Raw genomic sequence first — 20,915 nt, forward strand, 5'->3', positions numbered from 1 at the left:
ACGAACAGAGAACACCACCATCACTTCCCAAAAGGACCCTCAATTCTCCTATAGTGAGCACGACTTGCGCTGGACCAATCAGCTCCGGTCGTTACGGCCCACTCACTCTGCGCGACGAAGGCCGTGTGTCCCGCCCACCCCCACCCGCAGCGTCCGCCGCGCCGCCCCATCAGCCGGCGCCCCGACCAGTGGCGCCGCCAGATCAGCGAGCGTCGCCCCACCCGTCGGCGCCGCCCGTGCCGTCCGCCCCGAGGACTCCGATTGCGCCCCTCAACCCGGTCGACCGCGCTCACCGCGCTGGTGTCGGCAGTCGTCTCTGGCTCGTTGTGCGTATGGGCCGCCGCCGTCGCCCCCGCCTCGGTGCGGACCCCCCTGGCCTGGGGAGCGGGTGCGGCAGCGGTCGCGCTGACCGTGGCCGCGACCGTCGCCGCCCATGCACTGGGCGCCGCACGGGCGCTCCGCGAGGCCCGGGCGGCGGACAGCCGGAGGTTCACCGAGGACACCACCCGCCTGGTGTCCTCCGCCTCCGCCGACGCGCAGCGCTTCACGGCCGAGGCCGCCCGCATCAAGGCCACCTCCCGCGCCGCAGCCACCCGCGCCGCCTCCGAGGCGGCCACCGCGCTCGCCCGGGCCACCGCCGAGGCGGCTGCGGCCAAGGAGCGGCTGGCCGCCGAGACCGAGCGGCGCGCGGCCGAGAACGAGGCCGACCGCGAGCGCTTCGCGGCCGAGAAGGCCGCCCTGACCACCCGCCTCGCGCAGGCCGAGCGGGAGCGGTCCGCCGCCCTCGCGACGAGCGCCAACGCGGCGAGCCGGATGCAGGCGCTCGCCACCAGCATGCTGGCCGACCTGCGGGAGATGGAGAACCGGCACTCCGACGAGAACGTCCTCGGCGACCTCCTCCACCTGGACCACCGCACCGCCCAGGCGGGCCGGCTGGCGGACTCCGTCGCCGTCCTGACCGGCGCGCGCTCCGGGCGCCGGTGGGCCAAGCCGATCGTGATGGAGTCCATCCTGCGCGGCGCGATGGGCCGTATCAGCGGCTACCGGCGCGTCCGGCTCCACTCGACCAGCGACGTGGCCATCGCCGGTCACGCGGCCGAGGGCGTCATGCACGCGCTCGCGGAGCTCCTCGACAACGCTGCCAATTTCTCGCCGCCCACGGCCGAGGTGCACGTGTACGTCGAAGAGGTACCGGCCGGTGTGGTGATCACCGTGGAGGACAGCGGCCTCGTCATGAGCGACGTGCAGCTGCGCCGCGCCGAACAGGCCGTCTCCCCGGACGACCAGGGCTTCACCGCGCTCTCCGGTACCCGCCTCGGCCTCGCCGTCGTCGGCCGCCTCGCCCGCAAGCACGGCCTGCGGGTCTCCTTCCGGCCCTCCGCACGCGGCGGCACCGGCGCCCTGCTGATGCTGCCCCAGGAACTCATCTCGCGTACGTCGCAGGGCGCCGCGACCCCGTCGCTCCCGGCCGTCGTAACGAAGCTCCGGACGCCCGAGCCCCGTACGCCCGCAGCCGAGCCCTCTACGCCCGAGCCCCGTACGCCCGAACCGGAGCCCACCCACTCCGCAGCGGGCCCCCACGAGGGCGACGCCCGGCCGGGCGAGGCTCCCATGGCGGCCGAGGCGGCCGAGGCGGCCGAGCCGGTGACCACGGCCGCAGCGACGGCCGAGACGCCCGAGCCCACCGCCGCCCCCGGGACCGCACCCACCGCCGCTCCCGGGACCGCAGCCGGGACCGCGGCCGAACCCCCCGCGCCCGCCGCCGAGTCCGAGGCCGAGTCGACCGGCTCCTTCCCGAAGTTCGGTGAGAGCGGGCTGCCCCGGCGGCGCCGCGGGCGTACCTTCGCCGCCGCCGAGTCCCGTGCGACGGCCACCGCCCCCGTCGACTCCGTGACCCCCCGGGAGCGGGCCGACGTCGCCAAGAGGCAGGCCGAGCGCTTCTCCACCTTCAGCCAGGCAGTACGGGCCAACGCACCCCTCCCGGAAGGCAACACCCGATGACCGCGACCACCGACGAGAAGCTGAACTGGCTGCTGGAGGGGCTGCTCGAACGCACTCCCGGCGCCCGGCACGCGCTCGTGCTCTCCCGGGACGGCCTGAAGCTGTGCCGTACCCCCGAGCTCTCCGTCGACCAGGCCGACCAACTCGCCGCGATCTCCGCGGGCATCCAGAGCCTCTCGCACGGCGCGTCCGTCGAGTTCGGTGACGGCACCGGCGGCGTACGGTCCGCGATGGCCGAGTTCTACGGCGGGGTGCTCTTCATCGTGGAGGCCGGTACGGGCGCCCACCTGGCGGTCGTCGCCGCCGAGGACTCCGACGTGGGCCTCGTCGGGCACAACATGAGCGAGCTGGTCGAGCAGCTCGGCGAGCACCTCGTCGCCCCGCCCCGCGAATCGCCCGCCGCGCCCGACGGGCCGGGCGCCGACACGGGAACCTCCGCCTGATGACCCCGGCGCCGCGCCCCCGCCCCGGTCGTGACGACTCCCCCGACCGGCTCTACACCCTCACCGGTGGCCGCAGCCGGACGGACTCCGACGCCTTCGACCTGGTGACGCTCGTCGTCTCCGAGTGCGAGCCGGCCCCCGGCATGCAGTCGGAGCACGTCGCGATCCTGCGGATGTGCGGGCGCCCCACCGCGGTGGTCGAGATCGCCGCGACCCTGAAACTGCCCGTCGGCATCGTCCGCATCATGCTCAGCGACATGCTCGACACCGGCCGGATCAGCGCACGCCATCCCCGTACCGCCCGTGTCGCGGACCGGCTCCCCCACCCCGACATCCTGGAACAGGTGCTCGTTGGACTCCGCAACCTCTGACCGCGCCGCCCTTCGGGCGACGGCCGACAACGGACTGAAGATCGTCGTCGTCGGCGGATTCGGCGTGGGCAAGACGACCATGGTCCGTTCCGTGAGCGAGATACGTCCGCTCAACACGGAGGAGACGATGACGCGCGCGGGCGAGGCCGTCGACCACCTCGACGGCGTGCAGTCGAAGTCGTCCACCACGGTCGCCTTCGACTTCGGCCGCATCACCCTGGACGAGCGCTCGGTGCTGTACCTCTTCGGCGCACCCGGCCAGGAGCGTTTCTGGTTCCTCTGGGACCGCCTCTTCTCCGGCACGCTGGGGGCGGTCGTCCTGGTGGACACCCGCCGCCTCGCGGACTCCTGGTACGCCATCGACCGCCTGGAGCACCACGGCACGCCCTTCATCGTGGCGTGCAACGACTTCGGCGGCCCGCTCCACACCGAGCAGCAGATCCGCGAGGCCCTCGACCTCTCGGAGGACGTACCGCTGGTGGAGTGCGACGCACGCGACCGGTCGTCCAGCAAGTACGTCCTGATCACGCTGGTCGAGCACCTCCACGCGCTGTCCGCCGCCCGCGCCCGGACTCCGGAAGGGGCGCTCGCGGGCGCCCCCGAGGCGGCCGGCAGAACCCCGGAGACCACTTCGTGAACGCGTGCCCCGTCGACCACGGCCAGGGTGCGGCCGGGGACCCCGGTCCCGTACCGCTGTCCGGGCCCCGGTTCGCCACCGAACCGCACCAGCTGTACCGGGAGGTCCGCCGGGACCACGGGCCGGTGGCGCCGATCGTGCTGCCCGGTGACGTACCGGCCTGGCTCGTCCTCGGCTACCGCGAACTGCACCAGGTGACCACCGACCCGGCCCTGTTCACCCGGGACTCGCAGATCTGGAACCAGTGGCCGGACATCCCCGACGACTGGCCCCTGCACCCGATGATCAGCAAGGACCAGCCGTCGATCCTCTACACGGTCGGCGAGCGCCACAGCCGCCGTTCGCAGGTGATCAGTGCAGCACTGGAGGGCACCGACCCCTTCGAACTCCGCAAGTACACGGAGGAGTTCGCGGACGAGCTGATCGACGCCTTCTGCTCCTCGGGCAGCTGTGACCTGATCGCGGAGTACGCGATGCTGCTGCCGGTCCGGGTCCTCGCCAAGCTGTACGGCTTCCCGGACGAGCAGGGCCCCGCTCTCGTCAGGGCGATGAACGACATGATCAACGGTGGGCCCGGCGCCCTCGCCGGCCAGCGCCACATCGCCGGTTCCGTCATCGGGCTGGTGGGCGAGCGGTCCGCCGAGCCCGGTGACGACGTACCGTCCCGGATGCTCGCCGGGAACGACGAGTTCACCGCCGACGAGGTCGCCCGGGACCTCATGGTCATGCTCGCCGCCGGACACCAGCCGACCGCCGACTGGATCGGCAACTCGCTGCGGCTGATGCTCACCGACGACCGGTTCGCCGCCTCGCTCTCCGGCGGCCGGCACAGTGTCGCCGAGGCGATGAACGAGGTGCTGTGGGAGGACACCCCCACCCAGAACGTCGCGGGGCGGTGGGCGAGCCGCGACACCCACCTCGGCGGCAAGCACATCCAAGCCGGTGACCTGCTGATCCTCGGGGTCGCCGCCGCCAACGCCGACCCCCAGGTACGTACCGACGGCTCCGCCCTCACCGGCGGCAACAACGCCTTCCTCTCCTTCGGCCACGGCGAGCACCGCTGCCCGTTCCCCGCCCAGGAGACCGCCGAGGTCATCGCGCGTACGGGCATCGAGGCGATCCTCGACCGGCTTCCCGACGTCGATCTCGCGGTCCCCGCCGAGGACCTCGCCCGGCGCCCGTCCCCGTGGCTGCGCGGGCTGACGGAACTGCCTGTCCGCTTCACACCCACTCCCGCCCTTGGAGGCACGCGGTGACCGCGACGACCACCGAACCGACCGGCGCGCGCGACGACGAGCGCATCGTCCTCGACATGTTCGTCGGCGACCTCAGGGGCGAGAGCGCCCGGCTGCACGCGGCCGGTCCGCTCGTCCCGGTGGAGCTGCCCGGCGGGGTCCGCATCTACGCCGTCACCCACCACGCCGAGGCGAAGGCGGCCCTCACGGATCCGCGCCTGGTGAAGGACATCAACGTCTGGAACGCCTGGCAGCGCGGCGAGATCGCCCCGGACTGGCCGCTGATCGGGCTGGTCAACCCCGGGAAGACCATGCTGACGTCGGACGGTGCCGAGCACCGCCGGCTGCGCGGTCTCGTCGCCCAGGCGCTGACCGTCCGCCGGGTGGAGCGGCTCCGCGCATCCATCCAGGCCCGCACCGACGAGCTGCTGGACCGGCTCGCCGAGCACCGGGCGGGCGAGAGGGTCGACCTGAAGGCGGAGTTCGCCTACCCGCTGCCGATGAACGTCATCAGCGAGCTGATGGGCATCGGCACCGAGGACCTGCCCCGGATGAAGGAGCTGTTCGACAGGTTCTTCTCCAACCTGACGCCGCCGGCCGAGGTCCCGCAGATGATGGCGGACATCCACAGCCTGTTCACGCGCATCCTGGACGAGAAGAAGAAGTCCCCGGCCGACGACCTGACCGGGGCGCTGCTGAACGCCTCCGAGGACGGCGACCGGCTCACCGACGACGAGATCCTCAACACCCTGAAGCTGATCATCGCCGCCGGTCACGAGACCACCATCAGCCTCATCGTGAACACCGTCGTCGCCTTGGAGACCCACCCCGAGCAGCGCGCGCTCGTGCTCTCCGGCGGGGCGAGCTGGGAGGGCGCGATCGAGGAGACGCTGCGCTGGTCCTCGCCGACCTCGCACGTCCTCATCCGCTTCGCCACCGAGGACCTCACCATCGGCGACCGGGTGCTGCCGAAGGGCGAGGGGCTGATGGTCTCGTTCAACGCGCTGAGCCTGGACGAGAAGCAGTGGGGCCCGGACGCGGCCGAGTTCGACCTCACCCGCTCCCCCAACCGCCACCTCTCCTTCGGCCACGGCCCGCACATCTGCCCCGGCGCCGCGCTCTCCCGCCTGGAAGCGGCCGTCGCGCTCCCCGCGCTCTACGCCCGCTTCCCGGAGCTGGAGCTCGCCGTCCCCGCCGCCGAGCTGCGGAACAAGCCGATCGTGACCCAGAATGACCTCTTCGAACTGCCGGTCACCCTGCGCCGGGAGCCGGACGCCCGGGGCTGAGCAGCCGCGCCTACCGCACCGCCGCCGTGTTGTCCACGGGTCGGAGCGCCCGTCTCACCGGACGGACAGGGTCTTTCGCCCCGTCGCCGAGGGACTACGCTCCGAGTCGTGGCTGACATCCAGATTCCCGCTGACATCAAGCCCGCCGACGGACGTTTCGGCGCCGGGCCCTCCAAGGTGCGGACCGAGGCGCTCGACGCGCTGGCCGCCACCGGAACCTCTCTCCTCGGTACGTCCCATCGCCAGGCCCCGGTCAAGAACCTGGTCGGCGAGGTACGTGACGGTGTGCGCAGCCTCTTCTCCCTCCCCGAGGGTTACGAGGTCGTCCTCGGCAACGGCGGGTCCACCGCGTTCTGGGACGTCGCGACGCACGGTCTCATCGAGACGAAGTCCCAGCACTTGAACTTCGGTGAGTTCTCCTCGAAGTTCGCCAAGGCCGCGAAGCTCGCGCCCTGGCTGGCGGACCCGTCCGTGATCTCCTCCGAGCCCGGCACCCACCCGGAGCCCCGGGCCGAGGAGGGCGTCGATGTCTACGCCTTCACCCACAACGAGACCTCCACGGGTGTCGCGGCGCCGATCAAGCGCGTCGCCGGTGCCGACGAGGGCGCCCTCGTCCTCGTGGACGCCACCTCGGGCGCCGGCGGTCTGCCGGTCGACATCACCGAGACGGACGTCTACTACTTCGCCCCGCAGAAGTCCTTCGCCTCCGACGGTGGCCTGTGGATCGCGGCGTTCTCCCCGGCGGCCCTGGAGCGCGCGGCGCGCGTCCACGCCTCCGGCCGTCACGTCCCCGAGTTCTTCTCGCTGCCCACGGCGATCGACAACTCGACGAAGAACCAGACGTACAACACCCCGGCCCTCTCCACCCTCTTCCTGCTGAACGAGCAGCTGAAGTGGCTGAACGGCCAGGGCGGCCTGGACTTCGCGACCGGCCGCACCCTCGCCTCCTCCCAGAACCTCTACGGCTGGGCCGAGGACTCGAAGCACGCGACCCCGTTCGTCACCGACCCCGCGAAGCGCTCGCAGGTCATCGGCACGATCGACTTCTCGGACGACATCGACGCCGCCGCCGTCGCCAAGGTGCTCCGCGCCAACGGCATCGTCGACACCGAGCCGTACCGCAAGCTGGGCCGCAACCAGCTGCGCGTGGCGATGTTCCCGGCGATCGACCCGGCGGACGTGCAGGCCCTCACCGCCTGCATCGACTACGTGATCGAGAAGCTGTAACCGCGACCGCACCGGCTCACGCCCGCACGACGGCCCCGTACCCCCTGGTTTCCTCGGGTGTGTGCGGGGCCGTCGCCGTACGCGGGATCACTCGGGAGGGTGAGGTCCGTCCTCAGCGACGCCGGGCCCGGCTCCCTCCTACGATGATGGTCCCGACAGCAGTCGTCCCAGGAGGCACACCATGTCTGCAGCAGCAGTCGAGTACCCCTGTGACGATGAGCCGGAGTCGCTGCTCGAGAGTGCGCACCGGCTCACGGAGCAGCTCCCGGGTCACCGCGTCGAGATCATCGGAGGCGTCATCACCGTGGCTCCACGCCCTGACGGCCCGCACGCCAACGCCCTCACCAGCCTCATGGTCCCGTTCCTGGCAGCGGGCCTGCACGGCAAGGAATCCCGAGTACTCCAGGGCATCGGGCTCTGGCTCCCCGGTGGCCCGCAGGACTACGTCATCCCGGACCTCGCACTCGTCGACGCGGACTTCGACGCCCACCGGGCCGACAACCACTGCTACGCCCCGGCCGTCTTCCGTCTCGTCCTGGAGGTCACCTCCAGCAACTACCGGAGCGACCTGCACCTGAAGGTGGCCGCCTACGCCGAGGCCAAGATCCCCGGCTACGTGATCCTGGACCGCAGGCACGGCAGGGTCCACGTGCTCACCGAGCCGGGCGGCTCCACGTACGACCGGCACGAGGTGTACGCCCCCGGCCAGACGGTCACCCTGCCCGCGTCGATCGGTGCCGAGGTGGTCCTCGACGTGGCGGAGCTCGTGGCGGCGGGCAGCCGTACGGCCGAAGCCGCGTCCCCGACCGACTGACCGCACCGCTCGCGCGCGAGCAGGCCGGGGTCATCCGGCGCTGGGCTTCCGTGCCAGGACGAACCCCTGCGGGGTCGGCTCGGGGAAGTCGCCCCCGGTGTCGGCCTCGCGCACCGTACGCGCCCGGGTCTCGAAGCCCGCCGCGATGAGCAGGGCCGCGACCGTCTCGGGGAGACGGCGGCGGAAGTCGAGGGCGATCGGGCGGCCCCACGCGTCGGTGCGGTGGCGGGTCTCGTCGCCGACCTGGAAGCCGAGTTGGACGTGCGCTCCCGGGGCCAGTACCCGGTGGAACTCGGCGAAGACGGCCGGGAGCAGGGCGTCGGTGATGTGGATGACCGAGTACCAGGCGAGCAGCCCGCCGAGTGACCCGTCCGGCAGGTCGAGCGCGAGCATCGAGCCCTCCTCGAACCGGATGCCGGGGTGTTCGGCCCGCGCCACCGCGAGCATTCCGGGTGACAGGTCGATTCCGAACGCGTCGGCGCCGAGCCCGTGCAGGTGGCCGGTGATCCGGCCGGTACCGCACCCGACATCGGCGAGCGGCCGGCCGCCGCCCGTCTCCCGTACCAGCTCGACGAAGCCGGCGAGCAGCGCCCGTTCCAGCGGCTTGGCGTCCAGCTCGGCGCGGAACCGTGCGGAGTACTCGGCCGCCATGACGTCGTACGAAGCTCGGGTGGCGCGTACGGACTCGGGCTCGGCCGGGCCGGTTCGGGGCTCGGGGCCGGTGGGTCCCGGCTGTCCGAGGTGTCCGAAGTCCACCTCCGAGGCGTATCGCACCCGGCTGCTCCGGCCGGGGTGGCGGAGGTTCCGGAAGATCTCGTTGTGGTGCGCGATCGCCCGGTCGGGAGCGGCGTACGCGTCTTCGCCGGCGCCCCGCACGGAGGTGGTGTGGCCGTCCGCCACCAGCACCAGGTCGTAGCCGTGGCTCAGCGCGGAGCGCGCGGTGGTGTCCACGCAGATCTCGGTGGCGAACCCGGTGATGACCACCTCGGTGACTCCGTGCGCCCTCAGCAGGCCGTCGAGGCCCGTACCGAGGAAACTGTCCGGGGCGGTCTTGCGCAGGACCGTCTCCCCGGCGCCGGGGGCGAGTTCGGGCACGACCTGCCAGCCGTCGGAGCCGACTTGCAGACCACCGCCGCCGTCCTGCACGGTGACGATCAACGTCCCTGCCTCCGCTGCGCGTTGGCGCAGCGCGGCGATGGTGGCAACGGTCTCGGCGGCCCGGTGGGCGATGGCCACCGGATCGTTCTGCATGTCGATGACGAGGAGCGCGGAGGTGTTCGGCATGGGAGGAGAGCGTAGGGCCACGGGGCCATCCCGGGCGCCGGACTTGGCACGGCTCTCGTCGCGCCCCTCGGCGGGGAAGGCCCCACCGGACCGCCCGGCCGCAGCCGGGTGGTCCTGTGGGGCCCAGGTGGTGTCGTCAGCCGCGACTCCGCCCGGAGTCGGCTCATCAGCCGGCCCAGACGCCCGCTTCGTCGGCCGGGACGGTGGTGGAGAGTCCCAGCTCCTTGCGGGCGGCGACGGACTTGCTCGGGTCGATGCCGTTGAAGGCCTTGTCGTAGGCGAGGTAGAAGGCGTCGACGTCGGCGGCGTTCGCGGCCTTCTTCCATGCCTGGTTCGCCTTGTCGAGCTCCGAGCGCAGCTTGACGGTCGCCGGCTGTTCGATGCCCTGGAGCGCCGAGAGGTGGGTGTCCAGCGCGGCGGTGACGGCGGTGGCCTGTGCCTTGTAGCCGTCGAGGTCGTCCTCGACCGCGTCCGCCTCGGGCTGGTTGGCCCAGAGCGCCTCGTAGAGGGCGCTCGATCCCTTGAGGTAGGCGAGCTGGTCGGCGTTCATGGCCTTGCTCTTCAGCGTGCCGGTGATCTTGCCCGAGTCCTTGGTGTACGTGCAGGTGACGAGGCGGTCACCGGTGGCCCAGGAGTCCTTGGTCGGCTGGTAGTACGAGCCCGAGACGCCGGTCGGGACGGCCCAGGTGTCGGGGGCGAACTTCAGCTCCTCGGCCGGGCAGCGCGCGTCGGCAGCCTCGACGATCGCGTCGTCACCGGGGTAGGCGCCGTCGTCCACCTTGAACTCGCCGTAGACCTGGCCGTCGTGCGGCTCGGTGCAGGGCACGACCTCGACCGCGAACTCCTCGCCCGACTCGCCGTCGGCGACGGGCTTCGAGTTCGGGTTGTAGCAGTCGCCGACGTCCAGCGAGAAGACGGACTCCTGACGAGATGCCTTCTTGATGCCTTCCTTGGCGCTTTCGGCGACCGAGCATCCGGAGGCGCCGACGGAAAGAAGGACGACGGCGACGGATATTCCGCGCACATAGGGGGACTTAGTACCGAAAGACATTGACGTGTGGTTCCTCAGGCGGAAGTGTGGCGAACTGGAAAGCGCATCGTATGGCATGGCTGTGACAATCCTGTGCGCGCGACTGCCGTGCACCATGGGCGTGCGTCATGGGCGTGTGTATGGGCGTGTGTCATGGGCGGGTGTCATGGGCACGCGACACTGTTGCCGGGCCGTCAGCCGCCCGTACGCCGCCGCTTCCTCCGGATCACGAACCACACCGCGCCGATGACGACCAGGCCGCCGAGCGCCGTCCTGCCCTTCCCGGTCCCGCTCCCGCCGTCCGAACTGCCGCCCCCGGCGCCCTCGTCGCCCCCGGTTCCCTTACCCCCGGCCTCCGCCGGAGAGGACGCGCCGGCCCCGCCCGCGGTGCGGCCCGGCGCGGGCGTGGACTGCGCCGCGTTGGTGCCCTTGACGTCCAACCGCCTGACCTGGCTCCGCTCCCCCTCCGAGCCGAACATCAGCGCCGTGCCGTCCGCCGTGTACGTGACCGACTCGGCCTGTCCCATGAACGGGGCGCCCACGCCTCGTTCGTCGCCGAGTTTCCCGTCGTCGAAGGTGTACGCGTCGGCGCCGAGGTAGCCGCGCAACACCAGCCGCGTACCGTCAGGGGAGAACGCTCCGTCCGTCACCCACGGCACCTCGGCGACGCGCCGGAAGACGTTGTTCCCGTGGGTGGAGAGGTGTGCGGGGCCCTCGTAGAGGCCGCCGCCCGCCCTGTTCTTGGAGGCGATCCAGACCCGGCCGGTCTTCGGGTGGACCATCAGGGACTCGGCGTCGCGGGCCCCGTCCGCGTATGTCACGTCGAATTGGGTGGCACGTACGGTGACGTCCTTCAGGACCTCCGGTTCGGGGAGGCGGTAGATCCAGACGTGGTCCCAGGTGCCGTTGAGGTTGTCGCCGATGTCGCCGACGTAGAGGTTCCCGTCCGGGCCGATCGAGATCGCCTCCACGTCACGCGGATCGCCCACGCCGGTCATGGTGACAGTGGCGACGGTCTTGCCGGTCCGGGAGTCGACGGCGTAGAGGTAGGGGCCGTCCTCGCTGTCGTTGTGGGTCCAGTAGACGCCGGGGTGGATGCGGCTCGCGGCGAGGCCGCTGGACTCGGTGATCCGCGGGTCCTCGATGGTGAAGGTCTGATCGGCGCCGTCGTCCGCCTGGGCCGGGACGGTCCCCGCGAGCAGCAGCAGGGCGGCGGTACCGAGGGCGGTGAGAGAGGCACGCATGGCGCAAGTGTCCATCATCACGGTGCGGCCCGAACGGGGGATCGGGGATGATGACGCCATGCGTTCCCTGTCTGCCGCCGCCGACTCCACGCCCTGCGGCGGTGGGGGCACGACCGTACGCGCGGACGCGGTGCGCTTCCTCTTCGTCGGCGACTCGATGACCGTGGGCCGGGCGGGCGACTTCACCTGGCGCCACCGGATGTGGCAGCACCTCGAAGCGACCGTCGGCGAGGGCGGTTACGCCATCGTCGGCCCGCGGACCGGTCTCTACGACGCGGAGTCCGACGCCCCGGTCTCCACCGCGTACGCCGACCCGTCCTTCCCCGCTGCGGCCCGCCGTCACCTGGCCGGCTGGGGCGAGGGCTGGCTCCACATGGCGCCGGTGATCGGGGAGGCGGTGGCCGCGTCGGGTGCGGACGTGCTGCTCGTCTCGCTCGGCCTCATCGACCTCGGCTTCTACACCGACTGCGAGCAGACCGCGGCGAACGCCCGCGCCTTCATCGTCGCCGCCCGCACCGCGAACCCGCAGGTCAAGCTCGTGTTGCTGCCGGTCATACCGAACATCCGGGCCGAATCCGACGCGCCCTTCGCGGCCTCCTGCGCACGCTTCAACAGGCTCCTCGCCCAGGCTGCCGCGGACCTCTCCACCCCCGCGTCCCCGGTCCTGCTGGCCGGCCACCCCTCCGGCTACGACATCCACACCGATACGTACGACGGCACGCACCCGGGCCCGAGCGGCGAGCACAAGCTGGCCGCCGCCTTCGCGGACGCGCTGCACCGGGCGTGGTCACTGGGCGGCCCGTACACACCCGCGTCCGAGGCGGAGGCCGTACGGGGAGCAGCGGCCGTACCGACAGCGGGGGTCGTACCGGTGCCCGAGCCCGCCCTCTGACGGCGGCCCCGCGTACACGTCCTTCACCCCGCCCGCAGTACGTGTGCATGCCACTGATAATCTGCGGCCTCCCGCCTGCCGGTGATACGTCCCGGCAGGCGGGACTTGTATCCCATGGCGTTCACGCGCGGGCTTCACCGCACAGGAGCCCAGGACCACGACCGGCCGGGACACGCGGGGCGCCTCCCACATATCCCGGCCGGCGAACGGGCCCTGCCGGTGCACCGCGCCGGCCGGTACGCCGGTTCAGCCCGTCCGCTGCGTCCCCAGCATCGACAGCGCCAGCTCCCACAGCTCGCGCGAGACGTCTTCCGGACGGGCCCGTCGGGACCGCCGGGTGTGGTGGGCCATGAGTTCGTGGACCGTACCGACCATGACGAGCACGTCCGCCTTGTGGTCGCCCTCCTCCGCCTCGCCCCGCGCCACCGCACGCTGGGTCTCGCCGGTCAGCCAGTGCGCCCACACGTCACGCCACCGCTTGCAGTGCGCGTCCACCGCGTGGCTCACGCCCAGCACTTCGACGAAGGTCACCCGGGCTTCGCGGGGGTCCTCGGTCACCGCCTTCACATAGGCGTCGAAGAGGACCCTCGTCCGCTCGACCATCGAGCACTCGTCCATGCCCTCGGCCATCATGGCGTTCTCGGCTGCACGCAGGCCCTTGGTCGTCACCCAGTCGTGCAGGGCGATCAACAGGCCCTCCAGCGAGCCGTATTCCTCGTAGAGCATCGAGACCGGGACACCGGCCTTTTGGCAGACTTCCTCGTCGGTGGTCTGCTTGTAGCCGAACGTGCCGAACATCGCACGGGCCGCGTCGAGTAGTTGGGCGCGCTCCCGTGTGCGAATCCTGTCCACGGACTCGGTTCCCAGAGTCCCCCAGCTGTCCGTCACCGGTCCTCCTTAGGCAGAAGCGCGGGAGAGGTTCAGGTCGCCTCTGCATCGAACCGCCCGAGTCATTGTCCTCGCACATCACTCTCGATGGGCGATGGGTAACCCACTGCCACCCATGCAGCTTTCGAACGCGGAAGCGTTGACGTGCGAAATGCCGTACGAGAGAGCAGCCCTTATCTGCCATGTCTCGATGGGGAATTCGAAGACCTGCACGGAAATTCTGCCGCGCCCACTCGGACGGGTGACACTCTCCAACCGGCGCACACGGCGTGGTTGGGCGCGTCGTTCAGCGCCATGCGCCCGCCGCCCACGCCTGCCGCCCACGCCTGCCGAACGCAACTCCTGCGTGGCGCACGGGGCTACGGAGCACCGGCGGGACGGTAGGGCCGCCGACCGGGTGCCCGGGATCAGCTGCCGGGACCAGCTGCCGGGATCAGCTGCTGGGGCATTCGCTGTCGGGGCGTTCACTGTCGGGCTCACCGCACTTGCAGGACCGGCCCGCACCGGACTTCCCCTGCATTCAGCTGTGGCGCATCCAGATGTTGGGCTCCCGGTACACGCCGTGGTCCGAGGTCCGGTCGACCCGAAGCAGGCTCAGCCCGCCTGGAATCACGTAGTCACCCGATTCGGGAAAGGCCATCCGCGTCCACTGTTCCCACTCGGCGACCGTACCGGTCATCGTCTGCGATGCGGGTGCCGCAGAGAGGATCGTGGCACCGAGACGTTGATGGGTGCGGATCCAGGGGTCGAGGGCCATCCCGTCCTCACGGGTCCATCGCATGAAGGTCTCGATGGGTGTCAACGGATACAGGGCCTTGGTGGTCGGGCGCACCGGCGCGACGACCTTGGACAGGCCGGCTTCTTCGCCCGTTCGCCGCAGAGCCCTGAGGGTCTCCCCCGCGAGCCCGCGCCCCTTGAGCGATGGGGTGACCACAGCTCCGCAGATGACGAGGGTGTCGGCTTCGAGCCCCTTCTCGCGATCTTCGACCGCGCGCACCAGGGCATCGGTGTAACCGGTGGGCAGCGTCTCCGTCACGCCGTCCCACTGGATCGGTACCCCCCACCCCGACGCGACAGGTACCTGGTGCTCATCCACAAGCGTGAGATCCAGGCCGGTAAACCACTCACGGACCCTTCCTATGTACTCCTTCACCAGTCGGTCGGCAACGATGAAGTCGGGAAAACCCTCGCTGAACAGCTCCGCCATCTGCTCGTCCGGCCACGCACGCGCGTCACTTCGCTCGATCGTCACTGCCATGTCGGCTGGTCGTTCCTTCTCTCCGAGGCGGCAGCACGGTCGCAGAATCAGCCCGCCGATCGTTGATCGCGTGTGCCGTTGCCGACGCGCGCCGGGCTCGCATCGAGCCGTTGCGGGCGAGGCGTCCAGATCGATCGCGGCTGCGAACCATCTCCGATGTGCGGGGCTCGGTGTGGCGTCAACCGTGAAGCCACACCGAGCCCCGCGTCTCAAGGCAGGAAGGGGGCAGAGGCCAGGAAGGGTCAGGAAGGGTCGATCAGCTTCTGCACCTCGGGCGGAAGCCCGGAGCCGGAGTCGACGACGAAGAGCGCGGCTGTCTTCGCTGTGTCCCCGTAGAGGGCGATGGCCACCTTGGGAGAGACGCCGTCCACTTCATAGGCGGCCTCCTTCATGACCGCGTCCTCGCTCTTGCCCTCGGTGTCGTCGCAGGCCGGCGCGGTGGCCACGCCGAGCTTCTTCCCGGGCGAGAAATTCGCGTCCGGGACCATCCGATAGGAAGTGCTCTGATAGGTGAAGACCGGGGCGGCGCAGTCGATTGACCTGTTCGTGCTCTCGGACGTGCACCCGGCCACCCCCATCGCCATGACCGCCACCACTAGCCCGCCTGCGGATCGCCTGATCCAGCTCATGAGTGTCCCCCTCGATCGATGTTGCGAAGAACAGCCCGGGTGGGGCTGTCGAGTTCCGCCATTCGACGTCGGCGACCCGGATCGGGTTCCCCTCGCACGTGGGTTTCTCGGACCGATGGCGATCACGCGGTCCGGGGAAGGCGGGGCGGGTCACTTTCGGGCCGGCCGAGCGGTGCCCCAGGAGCTCCACGGGGCCGCGCTGGGGGCCGTCCGCGCGGACCTGTGTGGGGGTGACGTGTTCGACGTCGCACCTCCGCCACGAAGCCCGGCGACCGCTCGGCCACGTCGACAGCCGCGGCTCAGTCCTGGCTCACGGCTCATCGCCCGCCGCATCGGCCTCTCGCCCCTCGGGCGGTGCCCTGTCGGGCCCGACGGGGACGAACGCGGTACCGGGCTCACGTGGCGGGCCGGGAAGAGCCCGCATCCCCGGCCCGACTGTCCTCGCCCACCTGTCCCGCCTGGTGGGCGGCGACTCCTCCAGGAGGGCTGCTGGGGTGGACGGGTGACGCTACTGGACGGTGACGAAGAAGCCGGAGTTCACGTGGAGGCCGTCCGCACGGAACGTGGCCACGAAGATGGTGCTGGGGTCGTTGCCGCAGACCGCCTGGGGTTCGGTGAGGGCGCGGATCGATCCACCCTGGGAATCGTGGCTGCGCAGGGTGGCGGTGAGCACGCTGCGGCTCAGGTCGATGTCCTTGTCGGAGACGTGGACGCAGTAGACGCCGGTCTGCTTGCGGTCCACCCTGTCGATGCTCTTGGCCTTTGCCAGGTTCCCGAAGGCCGAGACCTCGGCGGCGGCCTGTGCGTACGGGGCGATGATCTCCACCGGATCGGCCAGCGCCGTTCCGGCACCGGTCGCGAGCGTCGCAGCGACCAGTGGTGCCAGGAGGAGGGACGTCGTCTTGCGCATGATTCCCCTTCGAAGATCGGCGTCGCCCGGCGGACGACGCCGGGCGATCCACAGCAGTCTGGTCACGCGTCATGCGGTGTACTCAGGACACTCCGGCAGCAGGGGTTACTTTTCGCGCATTCAGTCCCGTGCCGCACCGCCCCGGCGGCTCGGGCCGGTGGTGCCGGTCGGTCAAGCGCTCGCGTCGGTCCGTGCCGGCCTGCCGCTGCTCAGGCCAACCTCGACGGCGTCCCGGGTGCCCCAATGGTTGACGTGGCGGCAGGTCACCATCGCGTAGAGGTACATCGGGCGCAGGACGAGGGTGCGCCAGAGCGCTGCGAGCGGTGCCGCCGCGTACAGGAGCAGATTCTGACGGAAAGTCATGTCGGTGCGCGAGACGGTGAAGAGGCGCAGGGCCATCAGGTAGCTCATGGCGGTGCCGATGAGGGCGCCGAGTGCGGCGACGGTGCCCAGGTGTTCGCTGAGGCCGGGGTGGAGGAGGACGGCGGTGGTGATGGCGAGGGCGAGGATGAGGTGGAGGTACTCGGTGACGGTGGTCCAGAAGACGATGCCGCCCAGGGGCATGTAGCGCAGCCACCACAGGTGGCGCACGGTGGTGCCGCGCATCCAGCGCATCTGCTGGTTGAGGTAGTGCTGCCAGCGCTCGGGGGCGAGGGTGAAGACCAGGGAGGAGGGCTGGTGGACGGTGTCTCCGGCGAGCAGGGCGTAGAAGGTGAGCATGGAGTCGTCGTTCATCTGCATGGGCCGGCGGCAGAACTGCTCGCGCTCATAGATTCCGGCGGCTGCGCGGACGACGTCGGCCCGGTAGAAGGCGAGGGTTCCGGAGTTGATGGTGACCCTGCGTAGGACGGACTGGGCGCTGCGCAGCCCGCGAGTGAAAGGAAGATAGAGCAGACAGATCAGCCGGGTGAGCGGATTCGCGTCGTGGTTGAGGACGAGGACCTGGCCTGCGACGGACTGCACCTTCGGGTCGGTGAAGGGTTTGAGGCCCTCGGCGACAGCGTCCACGTCGAGGATGGAGTCACTGTCGAGGGTGACGAAGACGTCGGCGTCGTCGTGAGCGAGGACGTGCATCTGGGCCCAGCGTTTACCGCGGTTGGGGGTGCGGTCCCAGGTTGCCGTGATGCCGCGGGCGGCCGCGCGTTCCATGAGTTCGGCGTGGATGTCGTCATACGCCATCGGAGTGCCGTCAGGATGGGCGGAGCCGTCGTCGACGACGCGGATACGGGTGACTTGCCGGGACTGCACGAGGACGGAGTGCAGGCAGGCACGGAGGGCGGGCGGGTCCTCGTTGTAGACAGGAATCTGCACGGTCACGGTGAGCCGGTCCAGGTCGGCCGCCGCGGCCGGTGCCGCCTTGCGGGGACGCTCCAGCCAGGACACGGGCACCCACCACAGGAGCAGGAACGACACGAGCCACGGCACGGCCAGCGCCCCGGTGGACCCGTGCCCGCCCAGTTCCTCGACCGCGGCCGCCGCGTGGGCGACGGTCCAGGCGGTGAACGCGGTCAGCGGGACCACGCCCACCAGGACCAGCACCCATGAGGGTGCGTGCCTGGCCCGGGGCAGGAGCGGCACGCCGGGACGAGAACCAGCGGTGCCCGGCGCATCGGCACCGGGCACCACTGTCGTGCCCCCGTTCACCTGTCGACCGGTCCGCGGCCCCGACGAAACCCGAACCGCACCAACCCCGCACCAACCAGCGTCAGCAGCGCACTGGCCACGACCAGCCACAGTTGTCCCGCCGCCACACCCGTCGCCGCCAGCACCCCGCCCGAACCACCGATCGATCCATACGACATGGGGCACAACCTCCCTTATCCGCACATATGTCAGCGGAACAATAGATCGGCAGGTGCAGATCCGGGCGGCAGCCGGAGAGTGAACTTTCCGCGACGGGCACGCGGGACGCAGTCCGGCACGGCGCCTCCTGCCGACCCGTGGACGTGGAGGGAAAGACGGACACAGCGGCTAACCGTCGCCGCCCCGTGAGGCGGCGAGCTCGGCGAGGCGGTCGCGCCAGCCGCCCTTGCCGTCCCCGGTCAACCCGTCCTCGCCCCGCGCCCGGGCCGCCGCCTCCCGCTGCGCCGCCCACCGCTCGTACGCCTCGGTCTGTCGGCATTCCCCGCACTTCACATGACCCCCGTACGCCCGGAACATGTGCTCGTCGCCCGGCCCCTCGCAAACCAGCAACGGCGGGGGCGCCACCGCCTCCGGGGCCGGGTCCCGGTCCCTGCCAGGCGTCCCGTCCACACCCTGGGGACGGGACGCCTCCGGCGACACATCCCGCCTGTGGCCAGGTTCCGGCGGCATCTTCTCCTTCAGGCGGTGCATCAGGAATCCGACCGCCGACTTCACCCCGTCCTGCGGCAGCGCGGAACTCAGCACGTACCGCATCTCGGAAGCCGGCATACCGCGCCGCAGCCACTCCGCCGCCTTGTCCACCAGCCTCCGCGCCTCGTACACCCCGAGGTGGAGCTGCCTGGACTCCTTCCCCAGCGACAGCAGCACTTGCTCCGCCCGCACCATGTGAATCGTCCAGCCCTCCCCCCGGGCGGGAACGGTTACGGGAACGCGTTCGAGTACGGGACCGCTTTCGGGGTCAAGGACAGCCGCGGCATCGGGGGCGGACTCGGCCACCGACTCCGGCGCTTCCGGGGCTGCGGGACCGGGTTCGGGCACCGGCGCGGTCTCCCGCACGGCCCCCTGGTCCGCGGACTCCACGGGTGCGACCGGCCCCACCGGCCCCGCCGACGCCATCGGTGCCCCCTGTGGCGCGACCCCCACCGGGTCCTGCTCGATCATCCACTGGGGCGGCTCCGACCAGAAGCCCACGTCGGACTCGTCCTCCAGCAGCGGCCCCCATGCGAACCGTCCCTCGAACCCGTCCTCGAACCGAGCTTCGAACCAACCTCGTTCAGCTTTCGAATCCTGAACCACGCAGGTAGGTAGGTGGGATGAGCGCGCCATCAGTTGTCCGTCAGGTGGGTAGCCGCCGCCCTCCCGCCTGTACGTCCGTCCGGCAGTCGGACCTACGTCACTCGGACCGACCTGCGGCGATGCGCTCTCCGACGGCGCCGGTCCCCGAGCCCGCCCCCAGCCTCGGCCCCCACCGGGCCCCTCACCCGAAGCGCCGCCCGTCCGCTCGTCCGACGCGTCCGACCGGTCGCCCCACCCGTCGTCCCGACCGGCCGGCAAGCACCCCCGGACGGCCCAGACCGCCTTCGCCTCCGCCAGGGTGATCGGCGCGTTCGACAGGATCTGCGCGGTCGCCCAACGACCGTTCCCGTACGAGTAGGACCACTCGTTGAGATGGCCCTCGCGCCTCAGAAACCTCTTGGCCTTCTTGAACGGACCGGAGTCGATGCCCGCCGCCCGCGCGTAATCCCACAACGGGCCCATCATCCCTCGACGTTCCTCGTCCGGGAGCCCTTCCACGTACAACAAAATGATCTTCGCGTCGCTGTTCATCCGGCGCGAGCCGACCAGCAACCTCGAACGCCCGCCCGTGTCCAACACCGGCGAGATAGCATGCCAAAGCATCTCTGCGGACCCTCTGTCTGTCCAATGGGGTGAAGGCCCTCGGGACGGTGTGTCTGCACCTCCGGGGGCCGCTCCACGCGCGGATGTGCGCACGGAACGTGATGACGCGATCACCGTACATCACACCGTGGGCACACTTGTCACGTTTTCCGCAGGGGCAACCCCTGCGCATACGTGCGAAATTGGCACCGGTCGAGGCGAAGAGGGAGCGGGCCCGTCCGCTTCTCACCCGCGTGAGCACTCCACTTTTCAGGGCGGGGCGGGGCAGCGCTTCGGCCGGGCTGCCGGACGGTGCGCAACCGTGCTCCTGATGATCAGTCAGTACCGGTCCACTGCCCAGCGCTGCGACCGGAAAGGGTCCCCCGGTTCGGCTTGATCCGCCCCGGCATCCGGTCCCGTCGAAGATGGCGGCAGACTACGCCCATGGAACCGAGTAGCCAGGTCATCGTGGCCTTGGATTGTGACAACCGCGCGACCGCTGACGCTGTGGTTGAGCAGTTGGGCGGCGAGTGCCGTTTCTACAAGGTCGGTCTGGAACTGCTCACCGCAGCGGGGCCGGACATCGTCAAGGACCTTGTTGCACAAGGCAAGGAGGTCTTCCTGGACCTCAAACTCTTCGAGATCCCGAACTCGGTCGCCGGGGCGGTTCGTGCCGCGGGAGCGTTGGGCGTGTCCATGGTCACCGTGCACGGTATGGGCGGCAGCAGCATCATGGCCGCCGCAGTCGACGCCGCCCGCGACTTCCCCCGGCTGCGCATCCTCGCCTTGACCGTGGTCACCAGCATGACCGACGCGGATCTTGCCGACATCGGTGTCGGCGACACGGTGGACGAGCAGGTGCTCCGGCTGGCCCGTCTGGCGCAGAAGGCCGGATGCCACGGCGTGACTTCCTCGCCGCAGGACGTCGCTGCCCTGCGTCGCATGCTGGGCCCGGATGCCCTGATCGTCACTCCGGGCATCGCGCTGACCGGTGAGCCTTCGGCCGACCACGCCCGTCCGGGGACACCTCGTGCCGCTCTCACCGCTGGGGCGTCACACGTGGTCGTCGGTCGAACGGTCACTCGTGCCGCTGACCCGGCGGCCGCATTCCGGCTGGTCCAGGCGGCTCAGGCTCTGTAAGGACAGGGCAGTCGTCCGGTGCACCGTCACCGTGGGAAGCGATCCGTGACGGGCTCGGCGGTCCTCCGCGCCGGGAGACGCAGGGACCGACGCACGGACCGTAG

20 protein-coding genes and 1 pseudogene are annotated in these 20,915 nt (G+C 70.8%); 10 read left to right on the forward strand and 11 right to left on the reverse strand.

Annotated features, from left to right (window positions below; all coding sequences use genetic code 11):
* Positions 1-261: 261 nt before the first annotated feature.
* The 8 genes from ACFYPN_RS11560 to ACFYPN_RS11595 all read left to right on the forward strand — a co-directional run bounded on the left by ACFYPN_RS11560 (position 262) and on the right by ACFYPN_RS11595 (position 8,014).
* A complete protein-coding gene (locus ACFYPN_RS11560) occupies positions 262-2,001 on the forward strand; it encodes an ATP-binding protein (protein ID WP_358762514.1) in 1,740 nt (579 codons plus the stop codon).
* The gene (locus ACFYPN_RS11565; RefSeq protein WP_358762516.1) at positions 1,998-2,444 is read left to right on the forward strand and encodes a roadblock/LC7 domain-containing protein; all 447 of its coding nucleotides are present in this window, start codon (positions 1,998-2,000) and stop codon (positions 2,442-2,444) included. The genes ACFYPN_RS11560 and ACFYPN_RS11565 overlap by 4 nt, the downstream gene beginning before the upstream one ends.
* Positions 2,444-2,815: a DUF742 domain-containing protein gene (locus ACFYPN_RS11570; RefSeq protein ID WP_358762518.1), complete on the forward strand. Its 372-nt coding sequence runs from the start codon at positions 2,444-2,446 to the stop codon at positions 2,813-2,815. The genes ACFYPN_RS11565 and ACFYPN_RS11570 overlap by 1 nt, the downstream gene beginning before the upstream one ends.
* On the forward strand, positions 2,796-3,452 hold the full coding sequence (locus ACFYPN_RS11575; RefSeq protein WP_358762520.1) for an ATP/GTP-binding protein: 657 nt from the start codon (positions 2,796-2,798) through the stop codon (positions 3,450-3,452). Before ACFYPN_RS11570 ends, ACFYPN_RS11575 begins: the two co-directional genes overlap by 20 nt.
* Positions 3,449-4,708, forward strand: a complete 1,260-nt coding sequence (locus ACFYPN_RS11580; protein WP_358762521.1) for a cytochrome P450 — start codon at positions 3,449-3,451, stop codon at positions 4,706-4,708. Before ACFYPN_RS11575 ends, ACFYPN_RS11580 begins: the two co-directional genes overlap by 4 nt.
* Before the next feature lie 56 nt (positions 4,709-4,764).
* Positions 4,765-5,973 (forward strand): cytochrome P450, encoded by a 1,209-nt coding sequence (locus ACFYPN_RS11585; protein ID WP_389297935.1) that lies wholly within the window; start codon positions 4,765-4,767, stop codon positions 5,971-5,973.
* A gap of 108 nt (positions 5,974-6,081) precedes the next feature.
* Complete coding sequence (gene serC / locus ACFYPN_RS11590; RefSeq protein ID WP_389297820.1) at positions 6,082-7,200, forward strand: phosphoserine transaminase; 1,119 nt, start codon at positions 6,082-6,084, stop codon at positions 7,198-7,200.
* A gap of 181 nt (positions 7,201-7,381) precedes the next feature.
* Positions 7,382-8,014: a Uma2 family endonuclease gene (locus tag ACFYPN_RS11595; RefSeq protein ID WP_389297821.1), complete on the forward strand. Its 633-nt coding sequence runs from the start codon at positions 7,382-7,384 to the stop codon at positions 8,012-8,014.
* A 30-nt stretch (positions 8,015-8,044) separates the two neighbouring features.
* On the opposite strand, the gene ACFYPN_RS11600 is transcribed toward ACFYPN_RS11595, so the two are convergent.
* The 4 genes and pseudogenes from ACFYPN_RS11600 to ACFYPN_RS11615 form a co-directional block, all read right to left on the reverse strand.
* On the reverse strand, positions 8,045-8,665 hold the full coding sequence (locus ACFYPN_RS11600) for a class I SAM-dependent methyltransferase (protein WP_389297937.1): 621 nt from the start codon (positions 8,663-8,665) through the stop codon (positions 8,045-8,047).
* Positions 8,666-8,902: 237 nt separating this feature from the next.
* Positions 8,903-9,298: pseudogene (locus ACFYPN_RS11605) on the reverse strand (cysteine hydrolase family protein); the annotation flags it as partial.
* Positions 9,299-9,464: 166 nt separating this feature from the next.
* Entirely contained in the window at positions 9,465-10,349 is an 885-nt protein-coding gene (locus ACFYPN_RS11610; protein ID WP_389297823.1) for a septum formation family protein, read from the reverse strand.
* A 173-nt stretch (positions 10,350-10,522) separates the two neighbouring features.
* The gene (locus ACFYPN_RS11615; RefSeq protein ID WP_389297825.1) at positions 10,523-11,572 is read right to left on the reverse strand and encodes a WD40 repeat domain-containing protein; all 1,050 of its coding nucleotides are present in this window, start codon (positions 11,570-11,572) and stop codon (positions 10,523-10,525) included.
* 130 nt (positions 11,573-11,702) lie between these two features.
* On the opposite strand from ACFYPN_RS11615, the gene ACFYPN_RS11620 reads away from it, so the two are divergent.
* On the forward strand, positions 11,703-12,464 hold the full coding sequence (locus ACFYPN_RS11620) for a GDSL-type esterase/lipase family protein (RefSeq protein ID WP_389297939.1): 762 nt from the start codon (positions 11,703-11,705) through the stop codon (positions 12,462-12,464).
* Between the two features lie 246 nt (positions 12,465-12,710).
* Here ACFYPN_RS11620 and ACFYPN_RS11625 read toward each other — a convergent pair whose 3' ends face one another.
* From ACFYPN_RS11625 to ACFYPN_RS11655, 7 genes are all read right to left on the reverse strand, one after another.
* The gene (locus tag ACFYPN_RS11625) at positions 12,711-13,352 is read right to left on the reverse strand and encodes a TetR/AcrR family transcriptional regulator (RefSeq protein WP_358762531.1); all 642 of its coding nucleotides are present in this window, start codon (positions 13,350-13,352) and stop codon (positions 12,711-12,713) included.
* A 520-nt stretch (positions 13,353-13,872) separates the two neighbouring features.
* Entirely contained in the window at positions 13,873-14,610 is a 738-nt protein-coding gene (locus ACFYPN_RS11630; RefSeq protein ID WP_389297827.1) for a hypothetical protein, read from the reverse strand.
* A 242-nt stretch (positions 14,611-14,852) separates the two neighbouring features.
* On the reverse strand, positions 14,853-15,239 hold the full coding sequence (locus ACFYPN_RS11635; protein ID WP_389297829.1) for a DUF6281 family protein: 387 nt from the start codon (positions 15,237-15,239) through the stop codon (positions 14,853-14,855).
* Between the two features lie 508 nt (positions 15,240-15,747).
* Positions 15,748-16,149 carry a hypothetical protein gene (locus ACFYPN_RS11640; RefSeq protein WP_389297830.1) on the reverse strand — a complete coding sequence of 134 codons (402 nt, stop codon included), beginning with the start codon at positions 16,147-16,149 and terminating at the stop codon, positions 15,748-15,750.
* 171 nt (positions 16,150-16,320) lie between these two features.
* Positions 16,321-17,727 (reverse strand): glycosyltransferase, encoded by a 1,407-nt coding sequence (locus ACFYPN_RS11645; protein ID WP_358762538.1) that lies wholly within the window; start codon positions 17,725-17,727, stop codon positions 16,321-16,323.
* Between the two features lie 62 nt (positions 17,728-17,789).
* Positions 17,790-17,951, reverse strand: coding sequence for a hypothetical protein (locus ACFYPN_RS11650; protein WP_358762540.1), 162 nt, complete (start codon positions 17,949-17,951; stop codon positions 17,790-17,792).
* A 169-nt stretch (positions 17,952-18,120) separates the two neighbouring features.
* Entirely contained in the window at positions 18,121-19,089 is a 969-nt protein-coding gene (locus ACFYPN_RS11655; RefSeq protein WP_389297833.1) for a hypothetical protein, read from the reverse strand.
* 1,026 nt (positions 19,090-20,115) lie between these two features.
* On the opposite strand from ACFYPN_RS11655, the gene pyrF reads away from it, so the two are divergent.
* A complete protein-coding gene (gene pyrF / locus ACFYPN_RS11660) occupies positions 20,116-20,811 on the forward strand; it encodes an orotidine-5'-phosphate decarboxylase (RefSeq protein ID WP_358764142.1) in 696 nt (231 codons plus the stop codon).
* Positions 20,812-20,915 lie beyond the last annotated feature (104 nt).

Source organism: Streptomyces sp. NPDC005576 (assembly GCF_042871745.1).
Taxonomy (GTDB): Bacteria; Actinomycetota; Actinomycetes; order Streptomycetales; family Streptomycetaceae; genus Streptomyces.

Bases quoted from the DNA above. Each gene is read 5' to 3' on its own strand.
- ACFYPN_RS11565 (WP_358762516.1), top strand. From the start codon at position 1,998: ATGACCGCGACCACCGACGAGAAGCTGAACTGGCTGCTGGAGGGGCTG.
- ACFYPN_RS11615 (WP_389297825.1), bottom strand. From the start codon at position 11,572: ATGCGTGCCTCTCTCACCGCCCTCGGTACCGCCGCCCTGCTGCTGCTC.
- ACFYPN_RS11600 (WP_389297937.1), bottom strand. From the start codon at position 8,665: ATGGCGGCCGAGTACTCCGCACGGTTCCGCGCCGAGCTGGACGCCAAG.
- ACFYPN_RS11640 (WP_389297830.1), bottom strand. From the start codon at position 16,149: ATGCGCAAGACGACGTCCCTCCTCCTGGCACCACTGGTCGCTGCGACG.
- ACFYPN_RS11570 (WP_358762518.1), top strand. From the start codon at position 2,444: ATGACCCCGGCGCCGCGCCCCCGCCCCGGTCGTGACGACTCCCCCGAC.
- ACFYPN_RS11650 (WP_358762540.1), bottom strand. From the start codon at position 17,951: ATGTCGTATGGATCGATCGGTGGTTCGGGCGGGGTGCTGGCGGCGACG.
- ACFYPN_RS11610 (WP_389297823.1), bottom strand. From the start codon at position 10,349: ATGTCTTTCGGTACTAAGTCCCCCTATGTGCGCGGAATATCCGTCGCC.
- pyrF (WP_358764142.1), top strand. From the start codon at position 20,116: ATGGAACCGAGTAGCCAGGTCATCGTGGCCTTGGATTGTGACAACCGC.
- ACFYPN_RS11635 (WP_389297829.1), bottom strand. From the start codon at position 15,239: ATGAGCTGGATCAGGCGATCCGCAGGCGGGCTAGTGGTGGCGGTCATG.
- ACFYPN_RS11585 (WP_389297935.1), top strand. From the start codon at position 4,765: ATGTTCGTCGGCGACCTCAGGGGCGAGAGCGCCCGGCTGCACGCGGCC.
- ACFYPN_RS11630 (WP_389297827.1), bottom strand. From the start codon at position 14,610: ATGGCAGTGACGATCGAGCGAAGTGACGCGCGTGCGTGGCCGGACGAG.
- ACFYPN_RS11595 (WP_389297821.1), top strand. From the start codon at position 7,382: ATGTCTGCAGCAGCAGTCGAGTACCCCTGTGACGATGAGCCGGAGTCG.